This window comes from Flammeovirga sp. AWQ4_249, assembly GCF_056161045.1.
Genome location: NZ_JBSWYJ010000069.1, coordinates 1 through 15,716, shown reverse-complemented (window position 1 = coordinate 15,716; position 15,716 = coordinate 1). Strand labels below are relative to the sequence as shown.

At 31.1% G+C, this 15,716-nt stretch carries 16 protein-coding genes and 1 pseudogene; 13 read left to right on the top strand and 4 right to left on the bottom strand.

The annotated features are described in order from the left end of the window. Positions 1-188, top strand: a 188-nt coding sequence (locus ACXAHM_RS25190; protein ID WP_474966663.1) for a hypothetical protein, incomplete at its 5' end; no start/stop codon positions are given. 305 nt (positions 189-493) lie between these two features. Further along, a complete protein-coding gene (locus ACXAHM_RS25185) occupies positions 494-835 on the top strand; it encodes a hypothetical protein (protein WP_474966658.1) in 342 nt (113 codons plus the stop codon). A 424-nt stretch (positions 836-1,259) separates the two neighbouring features. Here ACXAHM_RS25185 and ACXAHM_RS25180 read toward each other — a convergent pair whose 3' ends face one another. After that, entirely contained in the window at positions 1,260-1,448 is a 189-nt protein-coding gene (locus ACXAHM_RS25180; protein ID WP_474966654.1) for a hypothetical protein, read from the bottom strand. Between the two features lie 60 nt (positions 1,449-1,508). Between ACXAHM_RS25180 and ACXAHM_RS25175 the strand changes: the two genes are divergently transcribed. The 7 genes and pseudogenes from ACXAHM_RS25175 to ACXAHM_RS25145 all read left to right on the top strand — a co-directional run bounded on the left by ACXAHM_RS25175 (position 1,509) and on the right by ACXAHM_RS25145 (position 7,143). Further along, positions 1,509-2,141 (top strand): alpha/beta hydrolase, encoded by a 633-nt coding sequence (locus tag ACXAHM_RS25175; RefSeq protein WP_474966651.1) that lies wholly within the window; start codon positions 1,509-1,511, stop codon positions 2,139-2,141. A gap of 25 nt (positions 2,142-2,166) precedes the next feature. After that, the gene (locus ACXAHM_RS25170) at positions 2,167-3,099 is read left to right on the top strand and encodes an alpha/beta hydrolase (RefSeq protein WP_474966648.1); all 933 of its coding nucleotides are present in this window, start codon (positions 2,167-2,169) and stop codon (positions 3,097-3,099) included. Between the two features lie 60 nt (positions 3,100-3,159). Then, entirely contained in the window at positions 3,160-4,116 is a 957-nt protein-coding gene (locus ACXAHM_RS25165) for a helix-turn-helix domain-containing protein (protein ID WP_474966644.1), read from the top strand. 57 nt (positions 4,117-4,173) lie between these two features. Further along, a pseudogene (locus tag ACXAHM_RS25160) lies at positions 4,174-4,740 on the top strand (DUF6915 family protein); the annotation flags it as partial. Continuing rightward, positions 4,727-5,254 (top strand): hypothetical protein, encoded by a 528-nt coding sequence (locus tag ACXAHM_RS25155; protein ID WP_474966640.1) that lies wholly within the window; start codon positions 4,727-4,729, stop codon positions 5,252-5,254. The pseudogene ACXAHM_RS25160 and the gene ACXAHM_RS25155, both read left to right, overlap by 14 nt. Before the next feature lie 116 nt (positions 5,255-5,370). Continuing rightward, entirely contained in the window at positions 5,371-6,198 is an 828-nt protein-coding gene (locus ACXAHM_RS25150) for a DUF4261 domain-containing protein (RefSeq protein ID WP_474966636.1), read from the top strand. 414 nt (positions 6,199-6,612) lie between these two features. Further along, positions 6,613-7,143: a CIA30 family protein gene (locus ACXAHM_RS25145; protein WP_474966634.1), complete on the top strand. Its 531-nt coding sequence runs from the start codon at positions 6,613-6,615 to the stop codon at positions 7,141-7,143. 59 nt (positions 7,144-7,202) lie between these two features. Here the strand turns inward: ACXAHM_RS25145 and ACXAHM_RS25140 are convergent, their stop codons facing one another. The 3 genes from ACXAHM_RS25140 to ACXAHM_RS25130 form a co-directional block, all read right to left on the bottom strand. Then, the gene (locus ACXAHM_RS25140; RefSeq protein WP_474966631.1) at positions 7,203-8,804 is read right to left on the bottom strand and encodes a sulfatase; all 1,602 of its coding nucleotides are present in this window, start codon (positions 8,802-8,804) and stop codon (positions 7,203-7,205) included. A gap of 113 nt (positions 8,805-8,917) precedes the next feature. Further along, on the bottom strand, positions 8,918-10,474 hold the full coding sequence (locus ACXAHM_RS25135) for a sulfatase family protein (RefSeq protein WP_474966627.1): 1,557 nt from the start codon (positions 10,472-10,474) through the stop codon (positions 8,918-8,920). Between the two features lie 3 nt (positions 10,475-10,477). Beyond that, complete coding sequence (locus tag ACXAHM_RS25130) at positions 10,478-11,626, bottom strand: glycoside hydrolase family protein (protein ID WP_474966625.1); 1,149 nt, start codon at positions 11,624-11,626, stop codon at positions 10,478-10,480. A 414-nt stretch (positions 11,627-12,040) separates the two neighbouring features. Here ACXAHM_RS25130 and ACXAHM_RS25125 point away from each other — a divergent pair, with 414 nt between their 5' ends. The 4 genes from ACXAHM_RS25125 to ACXAHM_RS25110 all read left to right on the top strand — a co-directional run bounded on the left by ACXAHM_RS25125 (position 12,041) and on the right by ACXAHM_RS25110 (position 15,525). Next, on the top strand, positions 12,041-12,613 hold the full coding sequence (locus tag ACXAHM_RS25125) for a Crp/Fnr family transcriptional regulator (protein WP_474966623.1): 573 nt from the start codon (positions 12,041-12,043) through the stop codon (positions 12,611-12,613). A gap of 101 nt (positions 12,614-12,714) precedes the next feature. Continuing rightward, positions 12,715-13,806 (top strand): alkene reductase, encoded by a 1,092-nt coding sequence (locus ACXAHM_RS25120; protein WP_474966620.1) that lies wholly within the window; start codon positions 12,715-12,717, stop codon positions 13,804-13,806. A 95-nt stretch (positions 13,807-13,901) separates the two neighbouring features. Then, complete coding sequence (locus tag ACXAHM_RS25115; protein WP_474966617.1) at positions 13,902-14,858, top strand: helix-turn-helix domain-containing protein; 957 nt, start codon at positions 13,902-13,904, stop codon at positions 14,856-14,858. Between the two features lie 208 nt (positions 14,859-15,066). Continuing rightward, on the top strand, positions 15,067-15,525 hold the full coding sequence (locus ACXAHM_RS25110; RefSeq protein WP_474966614.1) for a hypothetical protein: 459 nt from the start codon (positions 15,067-15,069) through the stop codon (positions 15,523-15,525). Positions 15,526-15,716 lie beyond the last annotated feature (191 nt).

Here is a 15,716-nt window from a genome sequence, read left to right as displayed (position 1 = left end):
AGTTTTGGGCTATAAATCTCCAGAACAGTTTATGGAATTATATAATCAAAAGGTGGCTTAACTTTTTATCCGGAAAAATGTTGCAAATCCATGTAATAGAATATTCATATGAAATAAAGGAAGGGATATCAAAAGTAAAGCTTGGTGAAAAACTATTTCAAAACTCAGGTATTGAAGAACTTTTATAAATTTGTTGATTAGAGCAATTGATTTTTATGACTATAAATTAAATGAAATGACATTTATACTATTCATCATCTTCTTCTTTTTCTGTTTAAATCTTCTACCAATTTCTACAAAGTGGTATTTCCCGAAATTAGAAAAAATTATTATTCCACTTATAAGTTTCATCTGCATCATAATTTTCTTTTTAATTGTTCTTTATTATAATGGATACCACCTGAAAGGAGTCTACACAAATACTTCGTTACTTCTAGTTTTCATACTGTTGAGCATTCTTTATTTTAGTTTTGTCAAAAACACAAAAAAGAAATTGTTCTCCTTTTTAATTATCATTCCATTATTATCTGTTAGTCTTTTTACTGTACTATTTGTAAGACTGAATTACGAAAAAATTATTGATGAAAAGCATAAAATATTAGTTTGTAATGGTGGTATTTTAGGATGTGGTGAAACTTTACGATTTACAAAAACAAAGTTCATTATTTTTGACAAAGTGATATATTTTGAGGAGAAATTATGTATTAAAGGAATTAATAATATCGAAACAGAAAGCTTATCAAATGAACAGGCTAAATTTCTAATTTTTCATGATGGAGACTTGGATTCAGAAAATCCGTTTAAGTATAGCATTGAAATAAAAAATATTTTGTAATATATTATTTCTTTTATGATGAAAAAATTGACCTCATTGATGCACAAAGATTTAAGTTAGAGAATTCAGATCATTATGGAATAATATGTGACATTCGAACTAAATAGATTATATTATTTATATCTTTAATATGTAATTCACCTTAAAGCAACTAAGTGGTTGATACCATTAGAACTAAATCAAAAAGCAAAATGCAATTCATAAGGAACACATTTCTAATTTCTATATTAAGCCTTGGTATTATTACTTTAATACTAGGAGTAGCTTTTTTTAGTACAGCATTAATAGAAGTTCAGTTGCATGATATTTACCTTCAATCTCCAAAATATCTGATTGCTATCGTTCTGTTTATCAATGTATTTTTTCCTCTAAATTTCAATTACTATATCTTCAAATTAACCTTAAATAAAGGAATTACTTTTCTTTATGGAATTTCTTCTTTGGCATTATTCATCAAATTATTAAGCATACGTTCAGAATATTTTATTCTCAATTCATTTGTTTCCAATAGTAATCCAGACATAGATTCAATGGAACCAAGTGTTACAACAATACAAATAATAGAAAGTATTTTAAACCTTGAAATTTTATTATTTGGATTAAGTATTCTCATTTGCGGAAGATATTTTTTTCTGTCTTTCAAAAAAGAAACAAAAACTACATTATAAGCTTTATGAAACGTCTTCTCTTTCTCTTTCTCACTTTTATATCCTTCTCCGTTTCAGCCTCAGATAGGTATATCTTTTTCTTACATAATCGTTTTGTAGAAATGTATGATTTAAGCCACCCTCATCCTCAATATGGTGTCGCTCAGTACAATCAGATTATTTCTAAATTTGAAAAAAAAGGATTTAATGTAATCAGTGAAAAACGAAATGGAAGTATAGATCCTATTGCTTATGCTCAGAAAGTTAAATTACAAATTGATAGTTTATTGGACGAAGGGGTAAAAGCTGAGCATATTACCGTTGTTGGAACTTCTAAAGGTGGGTATATTGCTCAATACGTTTCCACATTTGCACATAATCCATCCTTAAATTTTGTATTTATCGCTAGCTTTAGAAATGATGATATCGAAAGATTATCAGACATAAATTTTTGTGGTAATATCTTAACAATTTATGAAAAATCAGATGCATTGGGTGTTTCAGCTCTCGCAAGAAAAGAAACTTCTACTTGTGAAATAAGGCACTTTAAAGAAATTGAATTACATACAGGTTTGAAACATGGATTTCAGTTCAAAGCATTAGACATTTGGTTAGATCCTGTGATAGCATGGGCCAATGCAAATTATGAATTGAATTGATAAGTATATATTTTTCAGAACAACTATGAAATTTTTTTATATAATTTCTCTTTTCTTTTTCTTAAGCTGTCAATCAAAAAATAAAGAAAATAAGCATTTAAATTTTGAAAATGACAGTCTAAAACATGTCATTGAAGTACTTAAACTACAACTTGAAGAAAAAGATAGCCTTCAAAATAATGAACAAGTGACTGTTGCTAATACAGGAATAAGAAGATTGACATCTAAATTCAATAATCAAGAATATTTGTTGAAGATTTCTTATCCTAAAAATTATTATCGTGATAAGAATAAAGAGTATCCTGTTTTATATGTTATAGATGCAGAGACGAATTTTGGAGGAGTAAGCTATATTGTACAAAGACTCATTAAAGATAAACTTATGCCTCCCACAATTGTTATAGGAATAGCATACGATACTAATTACAGAAATTTTTACAAATTAAGAAGTAGAGATCTAACTCCTGTTGAAGATAAAGACTTAAAAATGGGTAACCATAATGTAGATCCTACTGGAGGAGCGCCACATTTTATGAACTTTTTTGAATTTGAACTCTTTCCTTTCATTGATAAAGAGTTTAGGGTTCAAAAAGGAGAAAGAGCAATTTATGGACATTCATATGGAGGGTTATTCGGATCTACTGTACTACTTGAAAGACCTTATTTATTTAATAAATATCTTCTTTTAGGTTCATCTTTATGGTTTGATGATAAATTAATAGTAAAAGAAGCTGAAGGGAAGAATTTAACGATCAAGAATAAAACGAAACTTTACATGGCTTCTGGAGAATTTGACTTGAGAATCAAAGAATACCAAGAAGAATATGTGCAATTATTGAGGAATAAAAATATCCAAAGTTTAAATATTAAATCAGCAGTAGTGAAAAATGAGACGCATCGAACTATATTTGGTGTAGGATTTACTAACGGTTTAAGATATCTTTATGACTCTTATTAACTTTATTTTTTTTAAGTATTGAAACTACTTTTTTACTTCAAGCTTTTTTAGTTTCACAGAATGGAAAACCATAAAGAATATTTTTTTTACGAACAAGCAGACAACCTGATTCTTGACCAATTTCAAGAAACTTTTGGTGGTGAACGAGTACAAGATCGCTTAGTCTTGACTTCTCCAGAAGTTAATTTAGATCTCTTTTATTATGAATTTGTCAAAGGTTTTTCAATTCATCTAAATAGTTTTCAATTTAAACAGGACAACATTCTTCACATTGAAGGTAAAACGGATGACCCTTCTATTGTATTGCGTTTTGATTATGCAGGTAACTTTTTTGATACTATACATATTGGCTCAACGGGAGGCATGAGAATTTACAATAATGACAAATCTTTTTCTCTCCAAAATTCAGCTCATTTAGAATACAAATGGCTTTCTATACGTCTTTCTAAATCTGTAATAGAAAAGGATTTTCAATTACTATTACCTTTATTTGATGTATTAAAAGAAGGTGAATCTTGGTTGATCTTTGATATCGTTCCTTTAGAAGTGCATATGTTTTTAAAAGATATTTTTGAACTAGATTCTTCCAAAAGTGAAATCTATAAAAAGAGAATAATTATCTCTAGAGCCATTGAATGTTTGGGTGTTTTTTACGAACGTTTATTGAATAGAGACAGTATTGAAAAAAATAATTTACATACGGATGACCAAAATATGCTGCTTAAGATCAAGGATTTAATCCTATCAGATTATACAAATACACCAAGTATTGAAAATTTAGCCTATCGTTATGGTTATTCAGCTTCAAAGTTTAAAAGAGATTTTAAGAAACTTTTTGGCAAACCTGTTCATCGTTTTCATATTGAATATAAATTAGAAAAAGCAAAGCAACTTCTAATATTAGAAAATAGAACTGTGACAGAGGTTTCAAGACTTGTAGGTTATAAATCGTTGGCAAAGTTTTCTGTTGCCTTTAAACAACAATTTGGAGTTTCGCCAAAAGCGATCACGAAGTAATTTTAATTAACCTTTTATATGAATATTTGGGAACAATGTTGATTATCTGTAAGAAAGTTTGGAGGTACAGAAAAGGATTATTATGCGATTCATAAATTTATAGATAGTAGTAAACTCTTTTATTTTAATCCTAGACATCGATTATTATTACACAATCTATGGGGTATTGATTTAACAACAAGAAAATATGGAGATATTCTTATCAACAATAATAATGTTGAAATCTTGATAAGAGATATAGCAGCAGAACACTGTAAAGAAGATCTAAACGGTAGAGTACCGAGTTTGCAAGATTGGTTGACTGTAAATGATGAAAGAATAGCACCATTAATTCATATTCCAAATTTTGAAGACCAAGCAATTGAAGAATTTGTTTTATCACCATTGATGAAATCGAATTTAAAATCATCTTTATTGATTACATTAAGTAATTTTGGAGTTCATCTAGTACAAGAAATTTTGGGTTTTGAATCTGCAAAGGAATTACAATCTACATTATCTCCAACATCAACTATTCAAAACTTTCTTTCTCACTATCAATTTAATGAACGTTGGCAATTCACTCCACAAAGAGAAGAAATAGAATGGCTAGCTCAAAATAAACACCATTATGAAAAAATATAATAGAAGAAAATTTTTACTTTTCGCTAGTAAAATTGGGGGTCTCGCAATGTTAAGTTCGACAGGTTGCTTGCCCCAAAGTGAGTCAAGCTCAAATTCTGATTCTAGCTCTAATTCCAATACTATTGATAAAGAAGTTGTAGACCTCAAAAACGAAACTTTAAAACTTTTAAAGGAAGGTAAAAAAATTACTTTATCATGGGATTGTGGTGGAGATCAGGCGATCATATCTACATATATAGATAATCAACTTACTGACTTTGAGAATGCCTATGCAGAAAAGCTAGATCTTTATTTAATTAATTACCTTCACTTACCAGACGTAGGTGAATTTAGTATGAATGGGAAGGGAGAGATAATCGAAGAGAGTGGGGAGATTTATATAGAATATGAATCTATTATGAAAGGTTATATGAATTATGACGTTGAAAGAGATTCATCATATTGGATAGATGTAAATACAAGAGAGGAAACATGGTCTGGAACCAAAGAATTATTTATCAATAAATCAGAATGAAATATCTAGTGAGATTTGAGATAAATTAAAATTTGCAATTACTAACTGTATAAAATATTTTTGTTTACACTCTTTATACCGACTACATTTTTTGACAATTACAAATACAACAACAGATGATTAAAAAAATTACAGCCACCTTTCTATTTTTAACAATAGCATTTATTAGCTTTTCTAAGAATAAAATTGTTAAAGTACTAGAAGATAGCAATCCTTTAATCGGAATGGTATTATTAAAGGATAATAATTCTTTGAGTATGGATAATTTTGTTGCTGATATAGAAAATAAATGGAAATTAAAGATTGATTCAAAGGAAATAGGAGAAGCATCTTGTGTCTTGAAAATTGAAGACTATGTAGTAATACTCGGAGTTATCAAAGCCCAAGTGCCGGGTAATGAAGTTGAAGAAACTGCAGAATATAATTATCTATGGCCAAATGCTGCTAAAATAACTTCTAAACATACAGGCCACATCATTGTTTCTATTTCTAATGCAGGTACAAATCCCGTCAAGGAAAACATACTTTATAATAAAGTGACGGCTGCTGTTCTTGAAAATAGTGATGCAATAGGTCTTTATATGGGGGGACGATCTTTATTACTGCAAAAAGATTTTTACCTTGAAAATACCAAAACAATGTCAAGACAAGATTTACCATTGTATAATTGGATTTATTTTGGATTAAAAGAAGAAAATGGAAAGCAATCTATTTATACTTATGGTTTAAAAGATTTTGGAAAAAGTGAAATGGAAATTGTAAATTCCACACACAATCATATGGAATTGATAGACATGATGTATAATTTATCTCATTATGTAATTGGTTCAAACGTAACACTTCATGATGGTGAAACAATCGGAATGTCAGCGGATCAAAAATTAAAGATTAAAGAATCAAAAGGGAAATACCTAGAAGGTAAGACCTTAAAAATAAGTTACTAGACAATTCAGTATCACCCTTTTGCTTGTAGAGTAGAAGGGTGAATTTTTATTACCTTACAGCCCAAGCCCAAAGCATTAATAATGGGTGAATGATAATCTACCTTACTCTTGCTAACCACATCGGTGCACAAAGACCATCTTCACCGATGCAACCACCAATTTGTATAAAATAAATAGGAGAAGGAATAAATGCGATAAGCATTAGTAGTATAAGTATCACTACCTTTTTCGTAAATGAGGAAATCCTACACTGATTTCTATGATTTTGTCTATACTTTTACTGATCCAATTTATCATTTTAAGATTTGATATATTAGGTGGAATTAAAAGAAGTGAAATAATAGTTTATGCATTACTTATTTAAAACATTCTAGTCAACTATCTGTTTCCATGAAGAACTATTAAAACAGCATTATGAAAAACCTATTACTTCTTATGATATTATTTTCAATGACGAATTCAGATTTAATTTTTGATTTTAACAAGCAATCTAATCTACAAAACTGGAGAATTGTAGATGATGTAGTGATGGGAGGTAGGTCTTCGGGAAATTTTAATCTTAATAAAGATGGACATGGTGTTTTCAAAGGAAATGTATCTTTAGAAAATAATGGTGGATTTTCTTCATTGAGATATAATTTTGATACTAAATCAGTGAAAGGTTACACTAAAATTGTTTTAAAAGTGAAAGGAGACGGAAAAGATTATCAATTTAGAGTGAAAGCAGATAACCGTGAATATTTTACTTACATTTCTACTTTTTCAACAAATGGTGAATGGCAGGATATAGTGATTGACTTGAATACTATGTATCCGGCATTTAGAGGAAGAAAATTAAATATCCCCAATTTTGATGCTTCTCAAATTGAACAGATTGCATTTTTGATAAGTAATAAGAAAGCAGAGTCTTTTGAGTTGTTTATTGATAAGATTGAACTTCAATAAAAAAGGGCAACCGAAGACGAATACCCTTTTTCTAAGCTATATAATTATATTATATTGAATTAATCAATAATTCTTTGACTACCCCACCAATCTTTATTGGGTTGGTAAGTCTCTGATAACATTTTCTTTCTTCCTTTTTCAAGGCTTTTCATCTTCACTGTTCTTACTTTTTCAAGATGTTTATCCTCTGCTTTTCGTGTCCAAGTATTGTCTTTTTCAGGGAAATTAGCCTTCGTTTCTTTAAGATAAGCGAAAAGTTCTGTGCTTAATTTTTCCTTAACTTCTTGGTTTGCTGAAGCAATATTTTTCTGTTCAGAAATATCAATAGAAAGATCATATAATTCTTCTCTATCATCTTCATAATAATGGATTAATTTCCACTTTCCTTTACGAATAACAGAAGATGGTTCTCCACCTTGGTTACCGTAATGAGGATAGTGCCATACAATAGAACGATCTTCCATTTCCTCTCCATTGATAGCGGGAACAATACTAATTCCATCTTGATGTTGCTCAGGATATTGTGGTAAACCTGCTAAATCCAATAAGGTAGGATAGAAGTCAGTACTAGTAACGGGAACATTAGAATGCGTTCCTTTATTTTTCATTCCAGGTACTTTAATGATGTATGGCGTTCTTAATCCACCTTCAAACTGATAGCCTTTTCCACCTCTCAATGGTGCATTTGATGTTGAGAATGCATCGCCAGCAGCAACACCTCCATTATCACCAGTGAAGACGATTATTGTATTTTCACTTAGTCCTAATTGATCCAAAGAGTTCAATACACGACCAACAGCATCATCCATAGATTCTACTAGGCCTGCATAAACTGGATTGTCCTGGTGTTGACGAATCGGTAAAAATTTAGCCATTTCATACCCTTTTTCAGCAACGCCTTGTTGGATGGCTTTGTCTTTATATTTCTTCCATTTTTCCTCTGTCGTTTGGATAGGTCCATGTACAGCATAGAAAGATAAACAAGCAAAGAAAGGTTTATCTTTATCTTGTTTTTCCATGAACTTAACGGTTTCATTGGCTAAACGCATCGATAGATTCTCTCCTTCAGGACCATCTTTCATCGCTGGGTTTTTATAAGGAGAAAAATAACCACCTTTAGGACTACCTGCATGATAACCACCTACATTAATATCAAATCCATGATCTTGAGGAAGTGAACCTTCTCCACCAACGTGCCATTTTCCTGCAAAGAAAGTTGTATAACCATGCTCTTGAAAAGCTTCCGGCATAGTTGTGTATGCTGTGTCAAGTGAATGTTGATAATAGGCTGGAAGTAATTTATTATGACGTTTTTGTTTTCTCCATTTTTCTCCTTCAGGAGCGCCTATCCAATCCGTAATACCATGTCTAGCAGGAGATTTACCACTCATGATACTTGCTCGAGTTGGACTACAAACCTGACAAGAGGCATATCCTTGGTCAAATTGTATTCCTTCTGCCGCTAAACCGTCAATATTCGGTGTTTCATAATAATTGGAACCTGTTGTCGCTAAATCATGGGCACCCAAATCATCTACAATAATCATTAAAACGTTAGGGGCTTTCTCTTGCTGTACTTGTTTAGCTTGTTCAGTAGCACATGCCCCAAACAATGACAGTCCAGCTAGAGATAGTAATAAGTTTTTTGTTGTCACTTTCATTTCATTTCTATTTAAAAAAATGGCTATTCCACTTTAAAATTAAAAGCAAAATTATGGATGTACTTCTAATTCAAAAATAGAATAGCATTTGTTAGTCAATTAATAATTCAAATTTATTGAATAGCAACTGTTTTTATCGCTTGGATAGAGTCTAACATATGTTGCATTCTTTTCACCACTTCTGGATTATCCTTAGCAACATTATTTTTCTCAGCAATATCTTTTTTCAAGTTGAATAATTGAGGATCTCTTGACATACCACCATCAATATTCTTGATCTTATTCATGAAATCAGGAATTCTTCTTTCCTTTGGAATTGGCTGAATATATTTCCAATCACCCTCTCGTAAGCTTATTGTATAAGATTCTTCTACCATGTATGGACGACCTTCATTTGATTCTCCTAATAAAGAAGTTAATACACTCTTAGAGTCAATTGCTTCGTCTTTTGGAACATCAATGTTGAATAATTCAGCAAAAGAAGCATAAAAATCTAAGTGAGAGAAGGTAGCGTCATTCGTTTGACCAGCCTTGATTCTATTTGGCCAATAAGCGATCATAGGTACTCTAGTACCACCTTCTAGTGCAGAATATTTACCACCGCTGAATGGCCCCGCAGGTTTGTGATCTCCTAATAATTCAATCGCTTGATCATCATAGCCATCCGTTAAAACAGGACCATTGTCAGAAGTGAAAATCACTAATGTATTGTCTTCAATACCAAGGTCTTTTAATGTTTTCATCACTAAACCAGTTGCATAGTCCATCTGTAGAATTACGTCACCACGAACACCCATTTCAGATTTACCTTTAAACTGATCTGAAGGTAGACGAGGTACATGAATATCATGAAATGCGAAGTATAAGAAGAAGGGTTTATCTTTATTTTCTTTGATAAAACTAGACGCTTTACCTGCTAACTTTTCAGGGAAATCTTCATCTGTCCAAAGTGCTTTTTCACCACCTTTCATGTAGCCAATTCTTGAGATACCATTGATGATTGTATTACCATGTTGTTTGTCAGCACCTTGACGAATTAACTCAGGATGATCATTTCCAGTAGGACGATCAGAGATATTTTCTTTGTAGCTAACTGTGATAGGATCGTTCGGATCTAAGTTGACTACGTGATGATTTTCCAAGTACACTGAAGGAACTCTATCACCAGTAGAAGGTAAAAGGAATGAATAATCAAACCCTAATTCCAATGGTCCTGGCTTCACCGCTTTGTTCCAATCTACATTGCCATTTCCTAAACCTAAGTGCCATTTACCTACAACGCCTGTTGCATAACCTGCTTGTTTAAATAAATCAGGAAGGGTCTTTTTGTTAGGATCAATTAATAAAGGAGCATCTCCTTTCAATACCTTTGCCTTCTTTCTGAATGCATACTCACCTGTCAACATAGAATATCTAGAAGGAGTACAAGTCGCATGTGGAGAGTGAACGTCTGTAAAAAGTACACCACCATCAGCTAATTTATCAATGGTAGGAGTGCTAGCACCCACTAAACCGTTTTTACCAATATCACCATATCCTAAATCATCTACATAAAAGATAATGACATTAGGTTTATCTGTATTTTGAGCTACTTCCGTTGATTTATTATCAACTTTTTGACATGAAAATAAGCTACCACCTATTGCTAGGCTCATTAATAATTTTTTCATTTCTTATTTTGATATTTCGTTGTTTGTTTTCTTTTCAAAATGAATAGGAAGTGCAATGTTTCCACTGACTCCATTTTCGATAACAGCAACATATAACACTTTAGGTTTCCCTGTTTTATCTGTCAAAACAAATGGACGTTCGACACGTTCTGGAGTCCAAGTTGTACCATCTTCTAATTCAAATTCCTTTTTCATAAAAATAGAACGTTGGTGCATGACCCAATCCGTACCATTTTGAGACGTAAATAAGGCTAAGTCCTTCTTTCCCATCACATGACAGACCATAAAATAGCTTTCCACATTTTGGTCGTACCAAATACATGCATCTTCAGTTTGTACTTTATCATAAACAGGTTTTTCTGAAAATTCAAAAGGACCATTGGCAGATGTAGAAGTACCTACGAGTTGAATTCTGAACCAGCCTTTTTTGTTTACATCATCACCTTTCATGATCATGGTATATTGCCCATTATGAAAAGCAACAGATGGGTTAACTGCTATATTTTTAAACTTTTTATCATCTGGATTCACAACAGGTTCTTCTGTTCTAATGAAAGGGCCTTCAGGTTTTTCTGCAGTTGCTAAACCTATTCTTTGACTATTTCTTAATACAGAACGATTGTCATTTAACCATTTTGCATTAGGAACTGTAACGTTTCCTTTATCATCAGTAAAATGTTTTCTTACATCATTGGAAATATAATAAAGATGAATTTTTCCTTCAGCTACAATAGCATAAGGATTATGTGCATTATTTAAATCCCAACCTTTTGTTTTATCACTTTCCAATACTACATTTTGAAATGTAAATGGGCCTTCAGGATGATCTGAAACCGCATGTACAATTTCACAATCTGTCATCCAAGCCTTGAATTTATCCGCTTGTTTCCATCTCGAATAATAAGCATGGTATTGACCATTCAATTCAATTACTGAACTTCCCCAAACAAAATAGTCTTTCTCTACTATAATATTTTTCTCAAGCTCTTGACTTTTAAATGCTTCAACTTTTGCAACAGATAATTGACCGAAATCTAAGTTTTCATAACTGTAAATTTGTTTCGTGTTATTTTGTATTGCGTTATTTTTGTTGCAGCTGAATAAGCTAAACAAAACTAGATTTAAAGTAATAATGTGATATAAACTTTTCATTTATTTCATTAAGTTCAATTATGATAGAATAGGATATTCAATATTAATTCATTGAACTTTAAAATTGGGGGTAAGATTATATTTATATAAAGATTAAAAATTTACCCCCTTTAGAATAGAGAAAATACCCCTTTGATTTCAAACAAATATGGAATTAGATTATTTAAGTATTGAAATGACTTTACTATAAATAGTTTTATTGTTGTAATAGTTAATGAATACAAGGATAAGTTATAATCAAAAGAAAGTTTGAACTAAAATCATTTTGTTTATATATTATTCCTGTAAGCTTTTTCTTTTGATGAATAAATTGTTGATAATACAAATGTGATGAATAAAGTTTCTTTTTAGCTTTATAAAAAAGAAAACAATCTTTCTTAATTTCAGTTCTTAAATGGTGAATTAATTTATTCAATGTTAGAGAAAGCCCTTAATCAGTTAAAGAATCATATCAACGAGACCGTTTTCCTATCGGAGGAAGACTGGCAGATTTTAATCCCACATTTTAAAGTAAAAAGATTAAAAAAGCATCAGTTCCTAATACAAGAGGGAATGCCTGTTCCTAATGAATTTTGGATAGTAAATGGTTTGGTAAGAGCTTATTTTTTGGAAGATTCAGGGAAAGAACATATCCTACAATTTGCCATGGAGAATTATTGGGTAAGTGATTTTTATGCGTATCAAAATAAAGAATTAGCTACACTAAATATAGATTGTCTAGAAGATGCCATTTTTTTAGTCATGTCTTACGAGGATCGTGAAATGATGTGTGAGAAGGTACCTGCTTTAGCTAATTTTTTTCGGATAAAATCGACAAAAGGATACATCTCTTTACAACAAAGAGTAATGGGTTTGATGAAGGATACAGCAGAAAAAAGATACAATGATTTGGTTACCTCACTACCTGGATTGATCCAAAGAGTACCCAAAAAATATATAGCGGCTTATTTAGGTGTAAGTAGAGAAACACTAAGTCGTTTTCATTAAGATGTGATATAGATCACACGAATTTTGTGCGGTACTTCATCGTTGAATGAATTAGAAAACGAGACCTTTGCATTCGATTAAAAACAACTAAATTGATAATAATGAAAACAATATTTGACAAATTTCAATTAGGAGATATTACCTTAAATAATAGAATTGCAATGGCACCTATGACACGTTCTCGCTCTATTGGAGAAGATGTGATTACACCATTAGCTGTTGAATACTATGGACAAAGAGCCTCAGCAGGTTTGATTATTACTGAAGGAAGCCCGATTTCAAAAGTAGGTCGTGGTTATTCATTTACACCAGGAATTTATACGAAAGAACAAATAGCTGGTTGGAAAGCGGTAACGGATGAAGTGCACAAAAAAGGAGGGAAGATTTTTATTCAATTATGGCATGTTGGAAGACGTTCGAATACGATTATTGCTGGGGAACAACCTGTTGCTCCATCTGCAATAAAAGAGGAAGATAAAGTATGGGGACCTCTTGGCAATGATGAATATGGTATGCTTGAAACTGATGCACCAAGAGAGATGACCATTGAAGATATATTATCAACTCAAAATGATTTCGTTCAAGCTGCTAAAAATGCAATGGAAGCTGGGTTTGATGGTGTGGAATTACATGGAGCTCATGGTTATTTATTAGACACATTTTTACGTTCGACTTCTAATCAAAGAACGGATGAATATGGAGGTTCTAAAGAAAATAGAATGAGAATGGTGATGAATACTATTCAAAAAGTTGCAGAAGCAATAGGAGCAAATAAAACAGCTATTCGTATCTCTCCATTTGTGGCAGAAGGTGGAAAACATGATCCTGAAATGATTGAAACCAGTGTTTTATTGGCTGAGAAATTAAATAAAATAGGTTTAGCATACCTTCATTTTTCTGAGAATATTTCAGATTGTAAAGAAGTACCTGATAGTTATAGAGAAAAAATTAGGTCTGTCTATAAATATCCTGTAATGATTGCTGGAAAATTAACTAAAGAAAAAGCACAAGAAACACTAAATAAAGGTTATGCTGATTTATTTGCTTTTGGACAACCCTTTATTACAAATCCAGATTTAGTAGAGAGATTTAAAAATGATTGGGAATTAACACCTGTGGATTATGCACAACATGCTACATTCTATGGTGGAGGAGCAGAAGGATATACCGATTATCAAACGTATCAAAAATAAATAAAATGCTCCTTAAAAAGGGAGCATTTTTCATTTATACCTATTTCAATTTTTTCAGAAATTATGTATTTTAGATGTAATCCACTACGTGATCTATGAAAAAGTTAGTTTTTGAAAACCAAAGAGGAAAAAAGTATATAGAATACCTTGTTGAAAAATTTGGAGGGGGAACTATTAAAGATTTTGAATATTTTATTGACAACGATTTTGCTGTTGGTAATGGTGCTGTATTCGAAGGAGAGGGATACCGTTTAGTGATGAACAATATCAAACCAAAAGTAGATTATACATTAGAATTTGAAAGCGATGACAAATTTGAATTTACTGTTTTTTGTTATACACAAAATATTATCTATCAAAAAGACGAAGGGAGAGAAATTAACATTAGTACACCAAATGGGTTTATGTTTATCAAAGGGAAAGATAAATTAAAATCCTTTACCAAAGCACATACTCCAATTAAAATCATTTCTATTTATTTTAATATCAAAGAGTTTCCCGAACCTGTTAGGAAGATCATAGAACAACAGGAAAGTTTCGTATATCATCTTGGTGATTATCATTTCTCTTTATGGAGAAAACATTTTGATGTTATTGTTAAAGAAACTATTCATGAAGATTTGCAACATGAGTTTCTTCGATTAAAATTAACAGAACTATTTGTACTCATAAAAAATATCATCTATAGTTTTGATAAAAAAGAAGAAGATCATAATATCTTTTCCAAATATGAATTGGAAATCATCCACACTATAAAAGATGATATAGATAGTAACTTAAAAGAGAAACCTAAACTTAAAGAACTTTCTAAAAAGCATGCTATAAATGTCTCTAAAATGACTTTGATATTTAAAACATTATTTGGTGATACTATTTATAGTTATTTTAATCAACAGCGATTATACAAAGCAAAGGAAATGTTAGAATTGACAGATAAAAATATCACTGAAGTGGCTTATGAATTTGGTTTTTCTACCGTTAATCATTTTTCGAAAAGCTTTATTAAAGAGTTTGAAGTGACACCATCTGAGGTGAAAGCGATGAAAAAATAAGGTAAGTAATGTAAATAACAAATTGAAACCATTTTGTAAGATGCAGTAAATCAATACCTTAAAGATTGTAAAAATACCTCTTAATGGGGATATTCTCTTATACTATTTTTATATATATTTGTATAGTGCTGATAAACAGATTTTTATGGCAAATTATTTGTCGGTATAAATGTAAATGAATAGTACCCTTGACCAACTTTATCTAAATATGAAAAATCTTATTGTAACGCTACTTACATTATTTTCTTTATCCGTAAATGCGCAAATTCATGTCAACAATGTTGGCACTTCAAATGCTGACTTTGAAAGCCTTCAAGATGCAATTAATCAGGCCAGTGAAGGTGATTCTATCTACGTTCATGCAACCTCAGAAAGCTATGGTGAAATTTCAATTACCAAAAAGGTAGTTCTTATCGCTAAAAGCATATTTACACATAAGCAAAATGATAAACCTAAGATTGATAAAATAATCTTAGAAAATATTTCGGATGATAATTCTGATGCCTCTCATTCGACGATACAAGGATTTGAAATCAACTATTTAATGACAATTTCTGATCCTGGAAGTTTAGTACAGAACGTTACTTTCAAAAGTAATCAACTAAATTACAAGCCGAGAACGCATTCTATTAAAAGTTGGAAACTCTCAAACAATAAATTGAATTAAAAGAACTCTCATTAGAATCATTTTAAATATAAAAGAAAAGCCTTTTGTTGTGAAACAAAAGGCTTTGTTAGTTCAGGAAATTTGATAATTCATTGTTAGTGGGAGTGTAAACTGAACGCTGTCTCGTTTTAATTCAGAGTTTAATTTCTTTCTCAGTTCATAATTAAGTTTCTTTTTTCAAGAAGAACAAC